Source organism: Chryseobacterium pennae (assembly GCF_003385515.1).
GTDB classification, from domain to species: domain Bacteria; phylum Bacteroidota; class Bacteroidia; order Flavobacteriales; family Weeksellaceae; genus Chryseobacterium; species Chryseobacterium pennae.
Genome location: NZ_QNVT01000039.1, coordinates 25320 through 49407, shown reverse-complemented (window position 1 = coordinate 49407; position 24088 = coordinate 25320). Strand labels below are relative to the sequence as shown.

Here is a 24088-nt window from a genome sequence, read left to right as displayed (position 1 = left end):
AAATTAGGAAAACACGAATCTCACTTAATGTGGCATGATCCACTTCAGGAAATCTACTACAAGCTTGATGTCTTAGCTAACAAAAATCAGGATATCGAAGTTTGTAAAAAAGGAGATGCTGATAATGATGGAGTATGTGACGATTGGGACAGACAACTTGATACTCCTGCAGGAGCGAGAGTGGACGGTGCCGGTGTTGCTCTTGATACAGACCTTGATGGTGTAATTGATCTTTACGATAAATGTGTAACAGTTCCAGGACCAGTTGAAAACAATGGTTGTCCTGTGAAAAAAGACAATAATCAAACCGCTGTAGAAGTAGAAAAAACTCTTAAGGATATCTACTTTAACTTTAATAAAGCTACCATCAGACCTGAATCTAATAGTAAATTAGACCTTGCAGCTTCAATCATCAAAGAAAACGGAGGAAACTACTTACTAACAGGACATACTGACATTAAAGGAAACGCAGCATATAACCTAAGATTATCTAAAGAAAGAGCTGCCGCTGTAGTAGGAGCTTTGGAAAACAGAGGAGTAAGTGATAATGTACTGAAATCAAAAGGAGTAGGTTCAGCAGAAGCAACGATACCAGCTTCCGCTTCTGATGCCGAAAGATTAGCAGACAGAAAAGTTACAGTAAAATTTATAGAAAGTTCTGAATGGAATTCCATTACAAAGAAAGACTATGAAGATGCTCCTGTAAAAAAACCAATAAAGAAAAAAGCAGTTTCTAAAAAGAAGAAAAAGTAATTTCTTACAATATGAATAAACCGAAAAGAACATTCTTTTCGGTTTATTTTTTTCTACTACGAAATATTTTACCTACCTTTATATCATTTTAGGGACAATAGGTACAAAATCCTCAAAATACACCCACTATTATTCAGAAAAAAATAAAACTAAAATCACTTTTTAGCGTAAAAAAATCATTTAAAATAACTTAACTAAAAAAATAACACTATGAAATTAAGTTTAGCAATTGTTGCATTAGCTTTGGCACTTCCCACTGCTATTTACGCACAAGACTCAACGGCAGTTTCAAAAGGAGAGTATCCTAATACGTTCTCGTCAGGGTCTGCCAATGTTTCCCCATTCACCAATCAATCAAAAAGATTTAATGACTGGTCTATCTCTGCGGGAGTTGGTGTTCCACTAATGCAATCAGCAGATTTAACATCTATCAAAAACGGTAATGGTAAGAACCTTTTTGGATATTCAGCGTATATCAGTATTGATAAAGCGATTACCCATGCATTTGGGATCAACTTACAGTATGACAGAGGTGAAACAAGACAAGGATGGTTCAATACCAAAGATTCTGCCCCAGATGCAAGAGCTGTAGGAGCAAGAACTCAATATGATGCAATATCAGTATTGGGAGATATTAACTTCTCTAATCTTTTGAGAAGAGTTGATAACCATTCTCCTTACAGATGGGCTCTTCACGGATATGCTGGGGTAGGTACTATTGCTTACAAAGCATATCAGAAAGATATCAATGGACAGAGATTGATGACTGAAGTAAAGCCTTTCAAATTAGGATCTATGTTCATGCAGGCTGGTACAGGTCTGAAATTCAAAGTGAACAGAAGAGTTGATATTGAAGGAAGATTAATGTATGTAATGACAGGTGACGATACCTTTGATGGTGGAGGTGATCCATATAGTGAAGTCAATAGACATTCATCACAGGTTTCTGATAACTTCTTCAATGCAACTTTAGGTCTTTCTGTAAAATTAGGAAAACACGAATCTCACTTAATGTGGCATGATCCACTTCAGGAAATCTACTACAAGCTTGATGTCTTAGCTAACAAAAATCAGGATATCGAAGTTTGTAAAAAAGGAGATGCTGATAATGACGGAGTATGTGACGATTGGGACAGACAACTTGATACTCCTGCAGGAGCGAGAGTGGACGGTGCCGGTGTTGCTCTTGATACAGACCTTGATGGTGTAATTGATCTTTACGATAAATGTGTAACAGTTCCAGGACCGGTTGAAAACAATGGTTGCCCTACGACAACTACAGGACCTGTAGTGGAAACAGAAACTAAACTGGAAGGAATTGAATTTGATTTAAATTCTGACAGAATTCTACCTTCAAACACTCCTATCTTAAATAACGCTGTAAACTATATCAATTCTTCAAATGGTGCTTACAATGTTGTAGGAGCTACAGATACAAGAGGTACTGATGCTTACAACCAGAAATTATCTCAAAGAAGAGCTAACAACGTTAAGAATTATCTGATCAAAAGCGGAGTTCAGTCTGGTAAATTAAACGCAGTAGGTAAAGGTGAAAAAGACCTTAAATATCCTGAGTGCGAACCAGCTACGAAGTGCCCTGAATGGAAAAACAGAGCCAACAGAAGAGTATACTTCGAAGCAAAATAATAAACTTAAGTTACTATATAAAAGTCACGCACTGCGTGGCTTTTTTTGTCCTGATACTTTCCTTATTTTTACATCATGATTTCTCCGCAGGATTTTCAAAAGCTAAAATATGATACTCTTAAGTATTTCTGGGGCTACACCGGCTTCAGAGATTCTCAGGAAGAAATAATCAATGCTGTTATTAATGAAAAAGATACGCTGGTACTGCTTCCAACAGGTGCCGGAAAATCATTATGCTATCAGCTTCCAGCTTTATTAAAAGAAGGAACCTGTGTAGTAATTTCTCCTTTGCTGGCTTTAATGAAAGATCAGGTGAATCAGCTTAAATTCCGTGGTATAGAAGCAGAATATCTATCCTCTGAACTTGATGAGTATGATGCTGAGACTATTTACAACCGTTGTAAAGAAGGTCTTACCAAACTCCTTTATGTATCTCCGGAAAGATTAACCAATCTTCAGTTTCTGCAAAATATTGAAGAAATTGAATTATCATTCATTGCCGTTGATGAAGCACACTGTATTTCTGAATGGGGACAGGATTTCCGTCCGAGTTATCAGAATATTAAAGGCTTCAGAAATAATCATCCGGAAATTCCATGTTTAGCATTAACGGCTACAGCAACACCAAAGGTACTGGAAGAAATCAAAAACAAACTTGAACTAAGAAACCCTTCTGTTTTTCAGAAGAGTTTTAAAAGAAATAATATTAAAATCTTCACAGAAGAAGTTTCTGATAAATTCCAGCGGGTTCTAGATATTTTGAAATACAATACAGATTCAGGAATCGTATATGTAAGAACCAGAAAGGAAGCAGAACTCCTCGCAGAATTCTTAAAGAAAAATCAGCTGAATAATGTAGATTATTATCATGCGGGTTTAACAACAAAAGAAAAAAATACAAGGCAAAACACCTGGAGCAATAGTGACAATCAGGTCTTAATTTCTACCAATGCTTTTGGAATGGGTATCGACAAGGATAATGTCCGCTTTGTTCTCCATTACTCTCCTGCAGCCTCGCTTGAAAATTATTATCAGGAAATAGGAAGAGCGGGAAGAGATGGCCAAGAAAGTTTTGCATTTATGCTTTGGAACAAACAGGAACTTTTGAATTTTGATCAAATCCTGAAAAATCAGACTCCTAACAAAGCAGAATTTCTGAAAATCATCAGCTACCTCTACTCTATTTTCCAGGTAGCAGAATTCGAATTACCAGAGAAAACATTCCAGCTGAATACAGCCGGCATACAAAACTTCACAAGGTTATCAAAAGCCAAGATTAATAACGTTCTCAATTTCCTTCATAACCAGGAAATCATTTATTACAATGACAATAAGAGCCTATCATCTCTGGAGCTTTTTATTAAATCTGATGAAATAGATCAGCTGCCCCAAAAAGATGCTTATTTCATAGAGCTTCTTCTCCGTAGCATGTCCGGAATTACTACACATAAAGTACTGTTCAGTGAGCAGCAGGTCAGCAATAAAATTCAGGTCAGTGTTCCTTTGATCAAAGAACGTTTAAAAGAACTTCAACAGAAAAACTATCTTGAATACATAGACGGAGCCCTATCAAGCATAAAGTTTCTGAAACCCCGTGATGAAAGAGCTGTGAATAACGCTTATTGGAAGCTTTTTGAACATATTCAGAGAAACAAAATCCAGAAATGGGAAGAAATGAAGTTCTATTCAGAGGATAAAGACTATTGTAAAATGAAGCTTATCCTTGCTTATTTCGGAGAAAAAAATTCAAAGAACTGCGGCCAGTGCTCTGTATGTGAAAAGAACAAACAATCTATTTTTGGAAAAAACATTTCCCAGCAGATCATTAATTTACTGGCAAAAAGATCAGCAACTATAGAGGAATTGTCTGTACAGTTAAGCTATCATTCCAAAGAAAGTATACTGGAAAACTTAATTTTTCTATTAGACTCCGGAAAGGTAAAAATGCTGAATTTCAGAACGTATGCACTGAATCATGAGTAATAAGAGATAAAGAAGCAAGAGCAGGATTTAAATTTTAATTTAAAATTTTAGAAAAAACTTTTTCTCTTCTCTCAACTCTTATACACTGCCCACTCTCAAAGCAAAAACTTATCTTTGCAGTATGAAATCATTGAAAGTCGTTTTTTTAGGTACTCCTGAGTTTGCAAAAACTTCTTTGGAGGCTATTCATCAATCTCATCATCAGGTAGTAGGTGTGGTAACTGTTGCAGATAAAGCAAGCGGACGTGGTCAGAAAATCAATCAGTCCCCTGTAAAAGTATATGCTTCAGAAAATAACATTCCTGTTTTTCAACCGGAAAAATTAAGAAATAATGAATTTTTAGAAGAGCTAAGAAAGCTTGATGCTGATGTTTTTGTTGTGGTAGCATTCAGAATGATGCCTAAAATTCTTTTTGAGATGCCAAAAATGGGGACATTCAATCTTCATGCTTCTCTTCTTCCTGATTACAGAGGAGCGGCTCCTATCAATTATGCTGTCATCAATGGTGAAGAAAAAACAGGGGCAACAACTTTCTTTATCAATGAAAAAATTGACGAGGGGAATACCCTTCTTCAGGAGGAAATTGAAGTTTTACCTGACGAAAATGCAGGCCATCTTCATGACAGATTAATGGAAATGGGTTCAAAATTAGTGGTAAAAACATTGGATGGATTAGCCGAAAATACCATCGAAGAAACTCCCCAGCCACAGGTTGAGCATCCTAAAAATGCCTATAAAATATTTAAAGAAGATACCAGAATCAACTGGGAATTACCTTCAAAAACGGTACATCAATTCATCCTTGGAATGTCTCCATACCCTGCTGCCTTCACTACTTTGAAAATTGGTGAAGAAGAAAAGGGATTAAAAATATTTAGTGGAAAATTTGAAATTTCCAATCATGGTAAATCTGCCGGAACATTGGATATTTCTAAAAATGAATTTAAAATCTATACTCAGGACGGAGTTTATTTTCCCATGGAGCTTCAGTTAGAAGGTAAAAAAAGAATGACGGTAAAGGATTTACTGAATGGGTTCAGAAATTTTGACGAAATAACACTGTAGTTTAAATACACATAAATTTTAATCATAAGTAAAAGTCACAACAGATATTATTTTGTTGTGACTTTTATTTTTAAACGATTAAGGATAGTTAAGTAAAAAAACTAATTATCAACTTCACTAAGCCTTCCCCACAATTTTTTTACGAAGCCTGCTCAGAGATTCAGGGGTTACCCCAAGATAAGCAGCAATCTGAATATTCGTAAGACGATGAACCGTTTGGGGATATTTTATTAAAAATTCAATATAGCGTTCTTCCGAAGATTTGCTCAAATTATCAATAATTCTGCGTTGTAAAGCGATAATTGAACTCTGAAATTTGAGTCTCATTAATCTTTCCACTTCCGGCATTTCATGATACAGTTTTTCTTTATCATTTTTTGAAATCAAAAGAATTTCACTGTCTTCAAGCGCCTGAATGGTAAGTTTGGATGGAATTCTGTTGATAAAACTGTCTATATCTGAGATCCACCAGTTTTCAATAGCAAAATATAATATTTGTTCTGCAGCATTTCGATCGGTATGAAAAACCTTAAAACATCCTTTCACTACAAATCCTTCAAAATCACAGATATTTCCTTCCACTAGCAAAAGTTCTTTCTTCTTTACTTTCTGAAGCATAAAAGCATTACAATATTTTTCCAGCTTTTCATCTGAAATATCTACATACTCCCGGATATGTTTTTTTAGAGACTCCATCATGGTTTAAAAATAAAAAAAGGTTTAGAAAAATCCTAAACCTTTTATTTCATATGGTAAAAAATCATTTAAAGTGAAGCAAATTCACTATTGATTCTTTCTTCTTATAGTTGTACCAACTCAGTAACTTCTACATCATATCCTCCCACCTGAGGTTTGATATTAGGATTTTGAGTGATTACTTTAAACTTATTGATTCCTAAATTCTTTAAGATCTGCGTTCCAATACCATAATCTCTATAGTTATATGCTAAAGTAGGGTGCTGCTCCTGCCCGTCCTGATAATTCAGGAACTGCTGAAGTTTTCTTAATGTATTTTCAGAATTTGAAACGTTGTTGATGAAAATGATTGCTCCCTTTCCTGCCTCGTTCACCATGTTGGTAACTTTTTCCAGTAAAGGTTTCTCCCCATTATTTAATCTTGTCAATACATCAAAATAAGAGTCTGAAGACTGTACTCTCACCAAAACCGGCTCATCTACTGTCCATGCTCCTTTTGTCAATGCAAAGTGGATTTGATCGTTAGAAGTCTCTCTGAATGCATAAAAGTCAAACTCTCCGTAGTGTGTTTTTACTTTTTTCTCTTCCAGCCTTTCTACAAGATTTCCTTTTTTAAGCTGATAGTGAATAAGATCTTCAATAGAAACAATCTTCATATCGTGCTTCTGAGCAAATGCGTGAAGCTCAGGTAAACGGGACATTGTACCGTCTTCGTTCATGATTTCACAGATTACTCCACCTTCCTTTAAACCTGCTAAATGGGTAAGATCAATGGCTGCTTCAGTATGTCCGGCTCTTTTCAAAACACCTCCTTTTCTTGCACGAAGCGGGAAAATATGGCCAGGTCTCATAAAATCTGTAGGTTTGGATTTTTCATCCATCAAAGCTAAAATCGTTTTTGCTCTGTCTCCTGCAGAAATACCTGTAGAAGTTCCGTTTCCTAAAAGGTCAACAGATACGGTAAAAGCAGTTTCTTTAGGGTCGCTGCTTCTGCTTACCATTACTTCAAGCCCAAGCTCATCACATCTTTTTTCAGGAAGCGGCATACAAATTAACCCTCTTCCGTGAAGCGCCATGAAATTGATAATTTCCGGTGTTGTTAGTTCTGCTGCGCAAAGAAAATCTCCTTCATTCTCTCTGTCTTCATCATCTACTACTATGATTATTTTCCCATTTCTAAGGTCTTCAATGGCCTCCGGAATAGTATTTAATTTAATATCAGACATTTTTACTTTTTATTTGTGTGCAAAGATACTCATAAAAATAAGCATCTGCCAATTTATATGAATGGTTTATTACGTTTTGGATAAAGAGTTCACGGCTTCTCTGATAATCTCGTAAGATCTTAATCTTTTCTGATGATCGTAAATATGAGAATTGATCATCAGTTCATCTACATTGAATTTTTCCTGGAAGTCTTTAAGCTTCTCCTTAATTTCAGCCTGATCTCCGATAAACGTATATCTCAGTTTCTGTAAAACCATTGATTTCTCCATAGGTGACCAGATCTCATCCATATCATCTACCGGCGGAGCAAAAGGCTTTCTGTCATTTCTCACAATATTGATAAACGCCTGAAACAAAGTCGTGGAAATTTTGTGTGCTTCCTCAGAGGTTTCTGCTGCTACTCCATTGACACAGGCAATAATATAAGGTTTATCCGAATATTCTGAAGGCTGAAAATGTTCTCTGTAAATTTTAAAAGCCATTTCCATCTGTTCAGGAGCAAAATGTCCAGCAAAAGCATAAGGTAGCCCCAGTTCTGCGGCCAGCCATGCACTGTCTGTACTGGATCCTAAAATATAAAGCGGAATATCTAATCCTTCCCCTGGAATAGCACGCACCATTGCATCAGCATTTTCCTTGGAAAAGTATCTTTGAAGTTCCAGGATCTGTCTTGGAAACTGCTCGTTGATGATCGCGGGATTTCTCCCCAGTGCCTGAGCGGTCAACCCATCAGTTCCGGGAGCCCTACCCAATCCAAGATCAATTCTACCTGGGAAAAGTGATTCCAGTGTTCCAAATTGCTCTGCAATGATTAACGAACTGTGATTCGGAAGCATAATTCCACCTGATCCTACTCTGATCGTTTTTGTTCCATTGGCAATAAAACCAATTAAAACAGAGGTTGCTGAACTGGCAATACTTTCCATATTATGATGTTCCGCCAGCCAGAATCTTTTATAGCCTAAACTTTCTGCGTGATTGGCTAAGGACAAACTGTCCTGAAAAGTATCATGAATGCTTTTCCCTTGCTTTACCGGTGCAAGGTCCAAAACAGAAATTTCAAAATTTTTCATATTGAGATGTTATTTTTATAAAGGTGATATTGAATCTCCTTTTTTAAACCATACAAATTTAAAACATCTGAACTGCATTAGTTACTTTTTGTAATTAATAGGATCTATTGATAAGTTCAGGGAAAAACTATTGGAATTTAATTTTTACTCATGTGATTTTGTATATGTAATTAAATTTTAGAACAACTTAATTCCTTTTGTATATTTGAGTAATTAATAACTTATAAACTCATGGAAGAATTAGAAATACTTATGGTTATCATTTGGATATAAACTGTTCTATGAAAAAAATATTTCTTATTCTGCTTTCTTTAGGATCTTTAATCTGCTGTAATCCTAAAAATCCAGACACTTCTAAAAGGAGTGCTAATTCAAAATACTATACAAAATTAGATACGGTAAGGATTACTACAGAAACAGGTGATAATTTCAAGTATAGTAAAAAGAATTTCAATGAATTAATTGATAAGCATCCTGAGTTTTTTTATGATTTCCCTGAAAATCCAGACAAATTTTATTTCTGTTTTGGTAATAATGCTGAATTCGGAAGTGAAGCAGGACAGGATTATTACTATACATTATATACCTATTTTTTAAAACAGAGAAATGGGATTGAAAAATATAAAGAACAACGCGGGACATTTATCCGTATTTTTTCTAATATCAATTCAATATTTGGCCATATTGCGTACGGAGGCACCTATTTTGGTCATCAAGAAAAAAGAATTCCTGCATATGCTGAATATTTAATTTTTCTGTTTTCACTTGATCAGGAAAAAGTGAATAGCCAGGATCGTTATGATATTTCAAAACAAAAAAGACTTTATATACAATCTTTGAGACAAATAATTGAAGAAGAAAATAAAATTGATTTTGAGACTGCAGGACAAGAAAAAACTGACCGGATAAAAAAGATGAATGCACTTGTTAATGAAATGGATCACCTGATAACAAATTCTTATTACCTTCATTATGCTCAGCATTTTCATTATCAATATTATCAAAACTTTTAATTACAAATTATCCTTATACTATCAACACTACTAAAATAAACTCATCACACTCCTTACGAAATTACAAACCCATCACCAATATAAACATTTCAATATATTTAATTCATAATAAAGAGAAATATCATTATATTAGTATAACAATTTGAAAAAAATCTTTATCATGAACAAAAAAATCAACGACTTGTTTTTCCAGAAAGTATTTACAAAAAGAACTTTCCTTATCGGCATTGTAATCGTTGCCACATTATCCTCTTGTAGCAAAAATAATGACGAAATCGCGAGCGAAACCCAAACCGCAGCACTGGAGGTTTCCCATCTTAAAAAAGGACAGTTAGGAGGTCAGGAAATTACCTATGAAAGAAAAAATGGAATGAATTTTTTCCAGGGAGACATTGTTCTTTCCGATCAACAGCTGACAGAAGAAAGCACAGCCAATAAAGGAGGTGCCAGCTTGTACAGATGGCCCAACCGTACCATTTATTATACCATTGCAGGTAATATGGGATCTATTAATGTGAATAAAATCAACACTGCAGTTAATGAATATAATTCCAAGACAAATACCCGCTGGGTTCTGCGTACCAACCAATCCAATTATGTAGAATTTATCTTCGGAAGTTCAAACGGATCAGATGGATGGGCTCATATCGGATATCAGGGTGGTAAGCAGACTGTTTCTCTGGATCAGTACATTTCGGTGGGATCGGTCATTCATGAAATGGGGCATACCGTAGGACTTTATCACGAACATTCCCGTCAGGACAGAGATCAGTATGTAAGCATTCAATGGGGCAATATTCAGGATGGGCAAGCTTATAATTTCAATAAATATACTTCCGGAACAGATATAGGACCTTTCAATATCAATTCTGTGATGATGTATTGGCCAAATTCTTATTCTAAAAACGGACAGCCTACTATTAAAAGAGCCAATAATACCAACTTCACTTACAATAGGACAGGATTCACAACCGGGGATATCAATACTATTAATGCAATGTACCCTTAAACTTTAAAGCTCTGCATAAATCATAAAAAAGAAAAGAATTCCTAGGAATTCTTTTCTTTTTTATAGTTGTAATGATTAATCAGGATCCTGATCTCATTAAATTCAAAATGACTTGGTAAGGCATTCTTCCATTCTGTTAAAGTCTCATGTGGATTTTTATAAAATTCATCTTCAAAAGCCTTAATTTTATCTGAAGTAATGACTCTTGAAATATCCAGCAATCCCTGCTCAGCAAACTTAGCAAGATGACCGATAACCGTTTCTTTTACCAGTCCTCTTTCCAATGCAATTTCTCCAATGGTCTTTCCCTGTTCAAAAAGTTGGAAAGTTAAAACCTGTGAAGGAACTTTAGCGATTTTCATGCTGACTTCCTTATCATTCTTTTCATCCAGAAGTCTTGTTTCAAGAAGATGAATATCTTTTAAACTGTTCAGATATTCTTCAATATCTTCAAGCCAGCTTTTCACTTCTTCATTGTATTGCTTCAATCCTTTCGCACCCTTGATTTCTGCATAAAATTCTTTTAATGGATCGAAAATTTTATTTCTGGATTCAGTAAAGAAGAAATTAACGGCTCCTTTTGACTTACTTTCAATTTCAGTCCATTCTTCTTTCTTTTCAATGAAATTATTCACCTTTTGAAAGATAACACGCTCCAGTTTTTCAAAGATTTTCCCAAGATTAGTTGCTTCGTGTTTCAACTGAAGATACAGCTGATTAGCTTTAACACGATCTATATTTTTAGTAACGGAAGAAAGCTTATTCCACTCCTCTACTTCATTTAAAAACCACTGACAATCAATCGTACGAAGAACTTTTCTGATACTGTAATCGTACTTTTCCTGATTCAAAATAGCATCTATATGATCGTTAGCAACTGTATTGCTGTGAAATTGCAGAATTCTGTTATCTTTAAAAATAACTTCAGGAGTAATTTTTGATTTCAAAACAATTCCCTCCAGTGTTCTGCAACGTGATAAGGCTACATAAACCTGACCTGCTGTAAAACTTTTTCCGGCGTCAATGATCACTTTATCGAACGTAAGCCCCTGGCTTTTATGAATGGTAACGGCCCATGCTAATTTGATCGGAAACTGCTCAAAACTTCCCAAGACTTCTTCCTTGATCGTTTTATCAGTATCCAAGAAATATTTTTTCTGTTCCCAGGTTTCTTTTTTTACCGTGATTTCTCTTTCACTTTCATCCAGCACAACCCGAATTTCATCTTCATCCAACCCGATGATCTCACCAAGTTTTCCATTGAAGTATTTCTTTTCTCCGGAAATATCATTTCTGATAAACATGATCTGAGCGCCTATTTTCAGTTCCAAAAACTGTTCATTGGGAAATTGATTTTCCTTGAAATCCCCCACCAGCTTTGCTTCATAAGTTTTGGCGTCAACTTTTATTTCTTTCAGCTTCTCCTGATTGATCTCGTCAGCCATTTTATTATGAGAACACAGATAAACGTAAGATTCCTTACCCATATCAAAATCCGGATCATATCTCTGATTAAGCTGATTAAAATCTATATTGGCTACATCACCATCACGGATAGCATTCAGTATGTCCAGAAATCCCTGATCAGACTGTCTGTAAACTTTTGTAAGTTCAATGGTAACAATCGGAATATCTTTAATAGCATGACTGTCAAAAAAGAATGGGGAATCATAATACATTTTCAGAATATGTTCATCTCTCACCACCGGCGGAAGCTGAAACAAATCCCCTATAAACAGCATCTGTACCCCACCAAACCGTTGATTATTTCTTCTGATAAATCGTAAAGAAAAATCCATCATATCCAGCACATCTGCCCTTAGCATGGAAACCTCATCAATAATAATGATCTCAACCTCTCTTAAAAGCTTCAGCTTATCTTTTCGGTATTTGAAATGGGGCATCAGATCAGCTATATTATTAGCCAAACTGGTATCTATCCTTTCTGTCGTAGGCAGAAAAGTTCTCAGGGGTAATCCAAACATGGAGTGGATGGTTACCCCACCCGCATTAATTGCAGCAATTCCCGTAGGCGCAATTACAATATGCTTTTTCTTTGTTCGTCTTACTAAATCGTTAAGAAATGTTGTTTTTCCTGTTCCTGCTTTTCCGGTCAGAAAAACACTTCTGTTCGTGTACTCTATTAAGTCAAAAAAATGATTGTTCATCGTTGTCAAAAATACGGAAATGAATTTGATTTTCTTACCTTGGCATAAGTTTTGAAAATTCTTAAAAAGAAAAAAGTCTATTGTGAAAAAAAATTTCCTTCCTATTCCTGTAATAGTATTATGTACTATACTAACTTTAGTTTGCTGTAATACGACAAAAAACCTTGATACCAATCTTCCTATAGATATTGCCAATCGGCCAGTAGATGAAGAAAGCCAAAAGTATGATCAGGCACAGATAGATAGATTAAAAGCTTCTATTGAAGCTGAAGCCAAAGGGGAAAATTGTACAAATGCCAGCGACTGGACGTTTGCTCCCATGGGCGTAAAATCCTGCGGTGGGCCTCAGCAATATATCGCTTATCCTAAAAAAATTGAAACTTCAATTTTGCCAAGAATCAATGAGTATACGGATAAGGCAAGGATTTTTAACGAAAAATATAATATTACATCTGATTGTATAATGATTATGCCCCCAACCTCGGTTAAATGCATCAAGGGAGAGGCAAGATTGATTACACCTGATCCACAATAAAAAATAAAGCAAAGGTTCTATATCAAATCACTACAAAGGCTTGATATACAAAGCTCCGTCGGAAGACAGAGCTTTTGTTGTTTATATGTTAATTGAAATCCCGAATTCTACAATTCGTAATCTTTCACATTCTCCTTATACCATGATGAATATTTCACATAGTTATCTGCAATTCTGTTCACCTCACCTTCCAATAGCTGAGCGTTGATGTCCTTGATCTTTTTGGCAGGAACCCCACCCCAGACTTCTCCGGATTTAATATGGGTTCCCTGAGTAACTACAGAACCTGCTCCTACAATTGAATTCTCCTCAACGAGGCAGGCATCCATCACAATAGCTCCCATTCCGATCAGTACATTATCTTTAATTGTACATCCGTGAACAATAGCATTATGTCCAATGGAAACATTATTTCCAATATTCAGTGGATGTTTCTGATAGGTACAGTGCAGCATTGCATTGTCCTGAACATTTACCTTATCTCCCATTTTGATATAATGGACATCACCTCTGATCACTGCATTATACCAAACACTGCAGTCTTTCCCCATGGTAACATCGCCAATAATGGTAGCTGTTTCAGCTAAAAACGTATTCTCTCCGATCTGTGGTATTTTCCCTAAAAGTTCTTTTACAAGTGCCATAGTTTTAATTTGAAAATTTGAAAATAAGCCTATTGAAAGTCAGTATTTCCTATCTATTTATTTTCAGCATCTAACTTCTAAATTACAGTGATAGCAAAAATCTAACTTCCAGTTTACAGCTTCTAACTTCTAATGCGTATTTTTGTATCTCAAATTTAACGAAAAAATGCGTACCGTACTTATAGAACCAACTGAAAACCCAAAAGTGATGAAATTTGTTGCAGATTACAACTTGATTCCAGGGTCTTTGGAGTTAGACAGAAATTCAGATGTTTCAGAAATCCCTTTAGCACAGGAGCTTTTCAATTATCCTTTTGTGGAAAGAGTTTTTATCACCGCTAATTTTGTAGCAGTAGCAAAACAGGATACGATTGAATGGGAACATGTAGCTGAAAGTCTGAAAAATGTGATTGAAGATGAATTACTGGCCAATCCGAGAATTTATCTTCAGAAGAAAAAAGAAATGTATCAGATCTATTCTGAGATGACCCCTAACCCGAATGTAATGAAATTTGTTTCCAACAAATTGCTTATGGAAGGTTTTATAGAGATAAAATCAAGAGAAGCAGCATCTGAAGTTCCTTTGGCCGCTGCCATCTTTAAGGAATTTGATTTTGCTAAAGAGGTTTTTATTTCTGATAACTTTGTAGCAGTTACCAGAGATAACTCTGTGGAATGGCATGAGGTAATGATCACTGTACGTGCTCTTATTGCTGATTACCTTCAGAATGGTGGTGAAATTTCAAATATTGAACCTCAGAAGCATGAAAACCCGGTAGAAAAAATCATCAACAGAGATTATACAGATGATGAGCAGAAAATTTCTGATATTTTAAATGAATATGTAGCTCCGGCTGTAGAGAATGATGGTGGTAAAATTTCTTTAATGGAATATGATCAATCTACCAAAACAGCTAAAATGCTTTTACAGGGAGCTTGTTCAGGATGCCCAAGCTCTACGGCTACCTTGAAGAATGGAATTGAAAATATTTTAAAACAATTCGTTCCGGATCTTGTAGAAAGAGTGGAAGCTGTAAACGGATAATTCATCATTATGACCGCTTCTAAAAAAATTCTGATCATTATTGGAAGTGCAACAAAGAGTTCCAGTAATCAGAAACTGATGGAACAGATAATGGAAAAGCTTCCCGACATCCATTTTCAGATGTATGATGATCTTTCTGTTCTTCCTCATTTTGACACGGCATTAACTGATGTTGACACTCCTGAGGAAATTGTAAAGATCAGAGAATATATTGATCATTCTGCAGGGGTTATTATTTCTACCCCGGAATATATTTTCAGTATTCCGAGCAGATTAAAAAATGTATTAGAATGGTGTGTTTCCACGAATGTTTTTTCTGACAAACCTGTTGCATTTGTTACGGGTTCTGCCAGTGGAGAGAAAGGTCATGAAGAATTGTTGTTGCTTTTAAACACATTGGGAGCGAAAACTGATGATAAACATCAGCTTTTAATAAAAGGAATAAAGGGTAAACTGGAGCCTGATGGCTCAGTTGAAAACAATATCTTTGCTAAAGTATTAGAATTGGTAACGGATTTTGAAAAGTCTGTATCATCATTAAAATAAACAAATTGAATAAAAAAGGAATTTTACTGGTTAACCTCGGATCGCCCAGATCTACGGCTGTAAATGATGTAAAGGAATATCTTGATGAATTTTTGATGGATGAAAGAGTAATCGATTACCGTTGGATCTTTCGTGCTCTTCTTGTGCAGGGTATTATCCTGAAAACAAGACCAGCCCAATCTGCTGAAGCCTATAAAACAGTATGGACGGATGAAGGTTCTCCTTTAATTGTTATTACTGAAAAGATTCAGAAAAAACTTCAAAAGCTGGTAGATGTTCCGGTGGAAATCGGGATGAGATATGCAGAACCCAGTATTGAAACCGGAATTCAGAAACTTGTGGATCAAGGTATTTCTGAAATTGTTCTTTTCCCTCTATATCCGCAATATGCAATGAGTACTACGGAAACTGTTATTGAAAAAGCAGAAGAGGTAAGAAAGAAGAAATTTCCAGAGGTAAAAATCAATTATATTCAACCTTTTTATAACAGGGATATTTACATCAACTGTCTGGCTGAAAGTATCAAGGAAAAACTTCCTGAGAATTTTGATGCCCTTCAGTTTTCTTATCATGGGGTTCCGGAAAGACATCTATACAAAACGGATCCCTCCAATACCTGTAAAATAGATGATGCCAACTGTATCAACAGCCAGGTAGACACCCACAATGCTTATTGCTACAGACACCAATGCTATAAAACCACTGAGGCTGTGATTGCTAAGATGGGACTTCCAAAGGAAAAAACCATTGTTTCTTTCCAGTCAAGATTAGGAAAAGACAAATGGATTGAGCCTTATACAGATAAAACACTGGAAACAATTCCTAAAAAGGGTGTTAAAAACCTTGCTGTGGTTTGTCCTGCGTTTGTTTCAGACTGTCTTGAAACTCTGGAAGAGATTTCTGAAGAAGGAAAAGAACAATTCATGCATGGCGGTGGTGAAAATTTCCACTATATTCCGTGCCTGAATGATGAAGACCGATGGATAGAAGTGGTAAAAACGCTTTGTGAAGAAAAACTGAATGATTTCTACCTGGTATAGATCATTGAAATGAAATATAAAAAAAAGGCCGCAGAAAAATTTCTGTGGCCTTTCTCTTGAAATATACTAAAGTTTATTTTTTGATAAGATTTCCGGCTTTCTGTCCGTTCACGGTTACAATATAAACACCAGGAAGCATATTGGATGGCAGCTGTATTTCTACTCTATTTGCACCATCAGTAAGATTAACTTTTTCAGAAAGTTCTCTTCTTCCCGTTAAATTAACCAATTCTACAGTTCCTTTACCAGCTTTTCCATTAAACACTACAGTAAATCTGTCTGTTGCCGGATTTGGGCTGATGGCGTAAGGAGACTCGTTGACTGCTGCTGCAATAAGTCCTGCCGGAGAAGTTCCTCCGCCCACTCCTACTGCATTCCAGGCATTGGTAACCTGTATTACTTCATTACTTCCTGCACCATATAGGTCAGCTGCAGCCTGTAAAGAATAGGTTCTTGTATTGGCATAAGTGGAAGTAGAAATAAGGTAAGTAGTCAGTGTTCTGTAAGCAATAGCTCCTGCCTTATCCAGCCCTATTCCGGAAACATTATAGGCAAAACCATTATCGTTGGTTCCTGTTCCTCCTGTTACCAATAAGTAATACCAGAAATTAAGCACTCCTGAATTGGTATGAACGCCACAATAATCATTGGTCGTTTGTGAAGGTACTGCACATCCTGTAGTGGAAGCATCTTTCCAATAGGTTCCTTTATAGGTATCCGGCTGACGGTAAGCATTAGGATTTGCCATATCACGGATCACATAACTGAAATCTTCTCCAAGCGTCCAGCTTGCCTGGGTAGGTCTGGCCCAGCGCTCTATTGTGTTTCCAAAAATATCAGAAAAACCTTCATTAAGTGCTCCCGGTTCTCTTTGATACACAAGATTCGCTGTTTTGGAAGTCATTCCGTGGGTAATTTCATGGCCACAAACATCAATAGCAGTTAAAGGTTTTCCACCATTCGTTGTAGAGCTTCCATCTCCGTAAAGCATTCTCGCTCCATCCCAATAGGCATTGAAAATATTATTGCCGTAATGAACATAAGACTTTATAGCAAAGTGATTGTTGTCTATACTTTTTCTTCCGAATTTTGTAAAGTAGTAATCCAAGGTCATTTCAGCTCCCCAATGGGCATCGGCAGCATATTGATCCTTATTTGTATTTACATTATTCCATGCATTATCAGTATCTGTAAAATCTACAGCTGATGCGAAGTTAGTTGTCTTTTTCAGGTTATAGGTTTCCACAGCTGTTCCGCCATTTCTTCCTGTTTCTCTCAGCCTGTAGCTCCCGCCATAGGAATCAGTAGTTACATTTCTGCTTCCACTGTACACGGTAGTAGCGGTTCCCGGCGTGTTTATTTCATGGATAATTGCATCTGTTCCCAGAACTTTTCCATTCTTGGCATCTACAAATACATATTGTCTGCTCAATGGTTTTTCAGCATAAATATCAAACTTATAAGCAAGTTTCAGGTCTCTTAGCTTTTCATCTGTAGGTTCAGAATAATATACAAGTTCACCCTTAGGAGCAAAACTTGCATTATCATCTTTGAGTTCTTTTTTAATGAATTCTTCGTCTTCTTTATTTTGCCATTTGTATTGGTCTGCACCTACAAAAGCCAAAGCATTCTGTAAGGCTATATTTTCAGAAATATTCGATTTTTTTTCTATTCCCTGTGAAACTTTAAGAACCCATTTCCCGGATTGTCCTACAATTTTACCATCTTTTGTCTGTACAGACATCATTCCATATTCTACCGGAATGTCATTAACGGTCTGTTGGAACCGATGGGTTTCAAAGCCTAATTTATCTGTTTCAATTCCTAATTTACGAGCCTGCCCTGGGGAAAGTCTCTCAGATGTTTCATCATATAAAACAGGACTTCCCTGAAAGGCGGGTCCGTTTTTATCAAATCTTATAAGTTCTGAATGTAATCCACTTTTACCAGGAACAACTTTTGATGGGGTGTTTTGTCCAAAAACGAAAGAGCATGCTGCAACGCTTACTGCTAAAATAAATTTTGCTTTCCTAATATTATTTTGTTAAATGTGAAAACCAAGGTATAAACTTTTCACAATAAAATGATATATAATTTACAGGAAATTCAATTGAAAATATAAATCATTAAACAAACCATAATAATGATTTTAAAACAAAGAGAAATAATTAAAAATAATTTTTATTATTATGAAAATTTTCATGAATTAATTTAAAAAAAATCAATAATTTAAGAATTAATATTTTCACTATGCAAAACATTTTATTGTATGAAATTTATCAAAATAGGGAAGAGTAATTAAAAAATTAAGGCTATCTCTACAGAGACAGCCTTTTATATTTCTATAATAAATTTACAATTCTATTTTCTAACAGGAGTCCTGAATTCACCATACCCCATTAACCCATCATAGTTTCTGCCAAAGGGAGCAAAATAAAGGAACGCCTGATAAAGGTTTTCTGTCTGCCAGAAATTACCGTTCACTTCACCAAAATCCAATGGTGCCTCTCCTTGCTTTGTGGCTAAAATATAGTTGTAAAACCCTTGCTTCAGAAATAATTTAGCTACGTATTGTTTAGTTGCAGCATCATACTGCATCTGATTTTCTTTACTTGGTTTAAAACCATTAAACCCACCCAGAATGTAGATATCTTTATCTACAGGGTCAGATTCAAGATAAAAATGCACCCATGAATAATCTGCTTCTCTTTCAGCATCTCTTTCTCTTCCCAGATCATTTCTTCTGTAATACCAAGCCCCGTTTACGTCGGGTTGATATTGATAATTTAAAGGAAATGCCCATACCGGATGTAAATAGGTCTGATTCGTATCATCCTTTACTTCTACCGCACGAACCATATCGGCAGCAACAGTCATATTTTTATTATCGAAATAATAAAATTCATTATCTCCCGGAAAAGCAAGATTCATCTGCTGGAAAAGCAGTTGATTCCCCAAAACAGAACTTGGCTTCAGATTGGAAATGGTCATATTCGGGTTATTGTTCTGCATCACATTCAAACTCATTGAGTTGACATTGGAAGAAAGATCACCCGCTTTCGGTAAAGCCTGTATTTCTAATCTCTGATTGATATTCGGATTCTTGGCATCTGCTATTCTCGAAACTTTAACTCCCAAGGTCGCCACATCTTCCACCAGATAAAAACGTCTCTTGAAAAGAGGTTTATCTGCAGAGTCTTTATAAACGATCAATTCAAAGTTTCCTGATATTTTCGGTTGAATTTTATCATTGGGAAAAGTCAGCTTATAATGGGTATAGGCCTGCAGTGTATTGAATGAATACTGAAACTTATCCAAAAGTGCATTCATAGTTCCATTGGCAAACTCCGTAAAAAACAGATTATCATCATTCCAGTTTCTGTCATAATGTTTGATGGTATACCGGTAGATCTCGCTACCATTGGTAAGATCATCAAAACTCAACACCAATTGTTCACCGAACTTAATGACCGGTGTTTCATCATTCGTCTGTGGATTAAATAACTGGATGCTTTGGATATTCTGTCCATACACCAGCCCACCTAAGGAAAGTAAGAGTATTCGCAAAGTTTTCATTATGACGAAGATAACGAAAAATAGCCATTTTCTTAATAATATCGTATTTTTGAGTCAAAATATTAAGATTATGCTTCAGATTCAGGGCTTCGTATGCAACTTCGCAAGTGAGAATACATACATCCTTTATAACGAAAACAAAAATGCCTGGCTCATTGATCCAGGAAATATGAATGAGCAGGAAACTCAGGCTATTGACAACTTCATCAAAGAAAAAGAGCTGAACATTCAGAAAATTCTTTTAACGCATGCACATATTGATCATGTTTTAGGGCTTCAATGGGCATTTGACACCTTTAAAGTTCCGGTAAATATGCATCAGGAAGATCAGGAGGTTCTTGATATGCTTCAGGCAAGCGGATTGAGATTCGGATTCCCTGTAGATCCTGTAAAAGTAGACATTGTATACGTTAACGAAGGAGACGAACTTGATCTGGACGGTGAAAAATTTAAAATTTACCATGTTCCGGGACATTCACCGGGAAGTGTGGTTTATCATAACGAAAATCAAAAATTCATGATCTCCGGCGATGTGCTTTTTGAAGGCAGTATCGGCAGAACAGATCTTTACAAAGGAAACTATGAGCAACTGATTGATGGGATTAAAACAAAACTTTTCGTACTGGATCCTGAAACACAGGTCTTCTCAGGTCATGGAAATCCTACATCAATTGGTTTTGAGAAACAGTATAATCCGTTTTTGAAGTAAAAAAATAAAATTCTCGGGTTACAGATTTGATTTTTAAGTTTCCCTGGCTTTAGAGATCAAACAATCATTACAGGTTGCTTATCCTAAAAATTCGAAAGTCAACAATAGGAAAGGCTAATATTTTCCAACAATCTAATAAAAATGAATTTTAAAATATTTGGTTTAATATTATCACTTATTATTCTCTGCAGTTGTGGTTTTGGAATAACAGAATGGAGAATCGATCAATTATATAAACAAAAGATTGAAGGAACTTCAAATGTCATCTATTATTTTAATGCATGGGGAGGCCGTGATTCAAACCGTAGTGGTTTTATAATCTTGGATTCAACAAAACATTTTCAGGTTGAAGTAGAAAATATTCTACCTATTTATCATTTATCACAAATTCCAAATCAAAATAACATCGAAGGAATAACTCACGAGTGCTATGGTACTTGCGGAGATCCTTATTACAAAAGTATTCCAATTTTCAAACCGATGAAAGTAAATATTTCGTCCGAAAATGGTATCAAATTAACAACTCGAACATATCAGTATAAAGGATACTCGGAACATGAGAGAGGACTAGAAAGATATGTTTTTGAAAAATTTAAAGAAACAAAAGATAGCTTATTCTTTTATAATTTAAACGATGTTGAAAGTATGAACGGAATACATCTCGATGAATTAAAAGTAAAAAAAGGGGAAATATATCTTTTATCAGATAAAAATGATAACATCGGAAAAATAATTGTTGATGATGTAACTTTAAATTCCAGAACCAATTCTATTGAAAAAATAAGACACGTAACTTTAACTTCTAAGAATAAAATTAGAAATAAAGATTTTTCAGAGAGAGGAATATTCCGAGAAATAAAAAATAAAAACCGTCAGGACTAAGCCCTGACGGTTTCGTGTTATAAAGAAATAGAGTTTAGAAATCTAAAGTGATTGAAGCTCTTGCAGCTGCTCCCATAATAGGTCTTGCCATTCTGATATTAGATCCTGATACGGTCTGAGATCTTGGATCCCCCTCTGTAATACCGATCGTATTAAAGATATTGGTTCCGTCTACAGCAAAACGGATTTTTCCCAACTGATAAGACATTCCTGCTCCAAATTCTGTGAATGAAGGCAGAATATTATCATCTGTATTCCCTTCATCCTGAAAACGTTTTCCATAATAATTCATACTTACATACGCTCTCCATTCTTTGGTAATATTTACCGCAGGAGCAATATTGAAATAGAACTTAGGAATTCTTCTTACTACATTTCCATCATAGTTGAAAGTACTGCCGTCAGCATTTCTTCCTGTAAAATCCTTATACTTAGGATTCTGAATGGTCCCATTGAAAGTAACTTCAAAAATATTGTTGAATAATCTGGCATAACCTTCAATTTCTACCCCAAGATTGGTCGTATTGGCAAATTTATTCTCTGAGGTTCCGTCTGAATAGACATCCGTAAACGAAAGATTTTTAAGCGCAGAATAAAAAGGAATCACTGCGATATCAAAAGTACGCGAATAGTACTTATATCCCACTTCCAATTGGTTCGTTAATACGGGTTTTACAAGATCCAGTCTTCCTATATTATTATAGTATGCTTCTTCATTCGGAGATCTGAAACCGTGGGAAAAACGGGCATATACCGCATTTTCACGATTGATCTTATAATTGGAAGCCAATGTATAGGAGACTTTGTTAATATCATAATACCAATAGGTAAACTGATTTCCCAGAACATTCATGTTATCATCTGCTGTTGTAGTATTAAAACCATGAGTTCCATCAACCGTTAAACCGGAATTATTAAGATTGGCCGTAGTGGTATTTACTTTATATCCTCTATAATAATCACGACTGTAACGGATCCCTCCATTAAAACTTAATGCATCAGTTACGTTATAATCTACATTTAAATAAAGATCATTCAGACTTCCCTGAATCTGTGAATCCCTAAGTAAAGTAGACATATCCGTAACACCATTATAGGTCTTAGAATATCCAGTACTGCTTGGGCTAAGGGACGGGTCTACCAAGTTCAAAAGTTCAGGTCTGTCTGTAGCAGTAGTCAGTATATTACTCCAGTTCCAGTATTGATGGGATTTCCAGTTTGATTTATAAAATCCGGCAGTTACATTTCCTTTATCAAATTTATAATTGAACTGTAAGTCATTTACAAAATTATTCATCTGTTTATCAATAGCCCAGAAACCAAGCTTCTGTACATAGTCAGGATTAACCACTGCTCCACTGCTTACCAATGAATACTGATAATTGGTCATTCCCAGGTCTTGGGCAAACTTAGCAGCATTTTTGGGTGCTCCGGCAGGGAAAATCCCTGTATAGTTCATATCAATATTGGTATATCTTGTTTTATTGATAACGCTGAAATTTCCGCCCAGGTCATATTTAAACTCAGCACCCAATACATCTACTTTCGGATGAATTCCATCTTCCAGATTTCTGCTGAAGAAACCACCTCCGGCTTGTGGAATATTCAATTGACTTATCGCTCTGTAGCTGTAAGTTCCATAATTAGGATCAAAACCATTGAACCCTTTTAATTTATCTCCATCCTGCGTCAGAGGAATCGGAAGGAAGAAGGTATTTCTGTCATCCAGTTTTTTATAATATACTTTCACATAGCCTTTATCAAAAACATACTTCAGGTTCATCCTGATCTGTCCGCCATTATTCGCTTTGAATCCTGTTTTTCTGATTCCGTCATCCGACCTGTAGAAACCGCCGATATTAAAGAATAATTTATCTTTCACCAAAGCTCCGCCAATATTAAGATCTGTACGGATAAGACCATAAGTACTGGTTTCTAACTTAGCAGTTCCTCTAAAATCATTGGTTCCTTCTCTCGTAATAAAGTTGATAAGTCCTCCCGGAGAATTATTGGCATAAATAGATCCGGAACCTCCTCTCAAAGCTTCTAATCTGCTTACGGAATTATCTACACGGAAAAAATTATCAGCATTAGCGAATTGAAGGGCTCCATCTTCAAAAACCGGAAGACCATCTTCCTGCACCTGCACAAATTCATAAGCTCCTGCGGAAGGAATACCTCTTGCAAAAAGGTTATTTCCCACTTCCCCACCTGAAGTTTCCACTGCAAACCCCGGGACTCTCTGTAGCAAAGCTGCGGCACTGATCGGATTCTGTTTTTGAATTTCTTTGGCACTAAATGTTGAAATAGCGGTACTGGATTCTATTTTTTTCTTGGGATTGGAATTCCCTGTAATCACAACCTGATCGATAGAAGAAACTTTTACAGAATCCTGTGGAGTTTCCTGTGCATATGCTTTATTGAAATACAATACAGCAGTTGCGGCGATTAAAAAGATTGATTTTTTTTTCATAGC

General features: G+C 35.8%; 20 protein-coding genes. 12 read left to right on the top strand and 8 right to left on the bottom strand.

The annotated features are described in order from the left end of the window. From DRF65_RS26330 to fmt, 4 genes are all read left to right on the top strand, one after another. A partial coding sequence (locus DRF65_RS26330) for an OmpA family protein (protein ID WP_133297839.1) occupies positions 1–753 on the top strand: 753 nt, incomplete at its 5' end. A 210-nt stretch (positions 754–963) separates the two neighbouring features. Beyond that, positions 964–2400, top strand: coding sequence for an OmpA family protein (locus DRF65_RS26325; RefSeq protein WP_115973679.1), 1437 nt, complete (start codon positions 964–966; stop codon positions 2398–2400). A 75-nt stretch (positions 2401–2475) separates the two neighbouring features. Then, positions 2476–4383, top strand: a complete 1908-nt coding sequence (locus tag DRF65_RS26320) for a RecQ family ATP-dependent DNA helicase (RefSeq protein ID WP_115973678.1) — start codon at positions 2476–2478, stop codon at positions 4381–4383. A 121-nt stretch (positions 4384–4504) separates the two neighbouring features. Next, positions 4505–5449, top strand: a complete 945-nt coding sequence (gene fmt / locus DRF65_RS26315) for a methionyl-tRNA formyltransferase (protein WP_115973677.1) — start codon at positions 4505–4507, stop codon at positions 5447–5449. A gap of 117 nt (positions 5450–5566) precedes the next feature. Here the strand turns inward: fmt and DRF65_RS26310 are convergent, their stop codons facing one another. The 3 genes from DRF65_RS26310 to DRF65_RS26300 all read right to left on the bottom strand — a co-directional run bounded on the left by DRF65_RS26310 (position 5567) and on the right by DRF65_RS26300 (position 8445). Further along, positions 5567–6148 carry a Crp/Fnr family transcriptional regulator gene (locus DRF65_RS26310; protein ID WP_115973676.1) on the bottom strand — a complete coding sequence of 194 codons (582 nt, stop codon included), beginning with the start codon at positions 6146–6148 and terminating at the stop codon, positions 5567–5569. Positions 6149–6249: 101 nt separating this feature from the next. Continuing rightward, positions 6250–7371, bottom strand: coding sequence for a 3,4-dihydroxy-2-butanone-4-phosphate synthase (gene ribB / locus DRF65_RS26305; RefSeq protein WP_045500726.1), 1122 nt, complete (start codon positions 7369–7371; stop codon positions 6250–6252). A gap of 69 nt (positions 7372–7440) precedes the next feature. Further along, positions 7441–8445, bottom strand: a complete 1005-nt coding sequence (locus DRF65_RS26300; RefSeq protein ID WP_115973675.1) for an LLM class flavin-dependent oxidoreductase — start codon at positions 8443–8445, stop codon at positions 7441–7443. A gap of 281 nt (positions 8446–8726) precedes the next feature. Between DRF65_RS26300 and DRF65_RS26295 the strand changes: the two genes are divergently transcribed. Together DRF65_RS26295 and DRF65_RS26290 are read left to right on the top strand one after the other, a co-directional pair. Continuing rightward, a complete protein-coding gene (locus DRF65_RS26295) occupies positions 8727–9458 on the top strand; it encodes a hypothetical protein (protein WP_115973674.1) in 732 nt (243 codons plus the stop codon). A 160-nt stretch (positions 9459–9618) separates the two neighbouring features. Continuing rightward, positions 9619–10467: a M12 family metallopeptidase gene (locus DRF65_RS26290; RefSeq protein WP_115973673.1), complete on the top strand. Its 849-nt coding sequence runs from the start codon at positions 9619–9621 to the stop codon at positions 10465–10467. 41 nt (positions 10468–10508) lie between these two features. On the opposite strand, the gene DRF65_RS26285 is transcribed toward DRF65_RS26290, so the two are convergent. Further along, on the bottom strand, positions 10509–12635 hold the full coding sequence (locus DRF65_RS26285) for a helix-turn-helix domain-containing protein (RefSeq protein WP_115973672.1): 2127 nt from the start codon (positions 12633–12635) through the stop codon (positions 10509–10511). An 82-nt stretch (positions 12636–12717) separates the two neighbouring features. On the opposite strand from DRF65_RS26285, the gene DRF65_RS26280 reads away from it, so the two are divergent. Beyond that, positions 12718–13170 carry a hypothetical protein gene (locus DRF65_RS26280; RefSeq protein ID WP_115973671.1) on the top strand — a complete coding sequence of 151 codons (453 nt, stop codon included), beginning with the start codon at positions 12718–12720 and terminating at the stop codon, positions 13168–13170. Positions 13171–13277: 107 nt separating this feature from the next. Here DRF65_RS26280 and DRF65_RS26275 read toward each other — a convergent pair whose 3' ends face one another. Further along, a complete protein-coding gene (locus tag DRF65_RS26275; RefSeq protein WP_115973670.1) occupies positions 13278–13814 on the bottom strand; it encodes a gamma carbonic anhydrase family protein in 537 nt (178 codons plus the stop codon). A gap of 166 nt (positions 13815–13980) precedes the next feature. Here DRF65_RS26275 and DRF65_RS26270 point away from each other — a divergent pair, with 166 nt between their 5' ends. From DRF65_RS26270 to hemH, 3 genes are read left to right on the top strand one after another with little or no spacing between them, the layout of a single operon-like run. After that, complete coding sequence (locus tag DRF65_RS26270; RefSeq protein WP_115973669.1) at positions 13981–14859, top strand: NifU family protein; 879 nt, start codon at positions 13981–13983, stop codon at positions 14857–14859. 9 nt (positions 14860–14868) lie between these two features. Continuing rightward, positions 14869–15405: an NADPH-dependent FMN reductase gene (locus tag DRF65_RS26265; RefSeq protein WP_115973668.1), complete on the top strand. Its 537-nt coding sequence runs from the start codon at positions 14869–14871 to the stop codon at positions 15403–15405. A gap of 5 nt (positions 15406–15410) precedes the next feature. Beyond that, on the top strand, positions 15411–16445 hold the full coding sequence (hemH, locus tag DRF65_RS26260; RefSeq protein WP_115973667.1) for a ferrochelatase: 1035 nt from the start codon (positions 15411–15413) through the stop codon (positions 16443–16445). Positions 16446–16518: 73 nt separating this feature from the next. Here hemH and DRF65_RS26255 read toward each other — a convergent pair whose 3' ends face one another. Together DRF65_RS26255 and DRF65_RS26250 are read right to left on the bottom strand one after the other, a co-directional pair. Then, entirely contained in the window at positions 16519–18267 is a 1749-nt protein-coding gene (locus tag DRF65_RS26255; RefSeq protein ID WP_228438962.1) for a M4 family metallopeptidase, read from the bottom strand. Between the two features lie 539 nt (positions 18268–18806). Further along, positions 18807–20021, bottom strand: coding sequence for a type IX secretion system plug protein (locus DRF65_RS26250; RefSeq protein WP_115973665.1), 1215 nt, complete (start codon positions 20019–20021; stop codon positions 18807–18809). 70 nt (positions 20022–20091) lie between these two features. Here DRF65_RS26250 and DRF65_RS26245 point away from each other — a divergent pair, with 70 nt between their 5' ends. Together DRF65_RS26245 and DRF65_RS26240 are read left to right on the top strand one after the other, a co-directional pair. Next, positions 20092–20730, top strand: a complete 639-nt coding sequence (locus tag DRF65_RS26245; RefSeq protein WP_115973664.1) for an MBL fold metallo-hydrolase — start codon at positions 20092–20094, stop codon at positions 20728–20730. Positions 20731–20871: 141 nt separating this feature from the next. After that, positions 20872–21612, top strand: a complete 741-nt coding sequence (locus tag DRF65_RS26240; RefSeq protein ID WP_115973663.1) for a hypothetical protein — start codon at positions 20872–20874, stop codon at positions 21610–21612. Between the two features lie 34 nt (positions 21613–21646). On the opposite strand, the gene DRF65_RS26235 is transcribed toward DRF65_RS26240, so the two are convergent. Then, positions 21647–24085 (bottom strand): TonB-dependent receptor, encoded by a 2439-nt coding sequence (locus tag DRF65_RS26235; RefSeq protein WP_115973662.1) that lies wholly within the window; start codon positions 24083–24085, stop codon positions 21647–21649. Between the last annotated feature and the right edge of the window lie 3 nt (positions 24086–24088).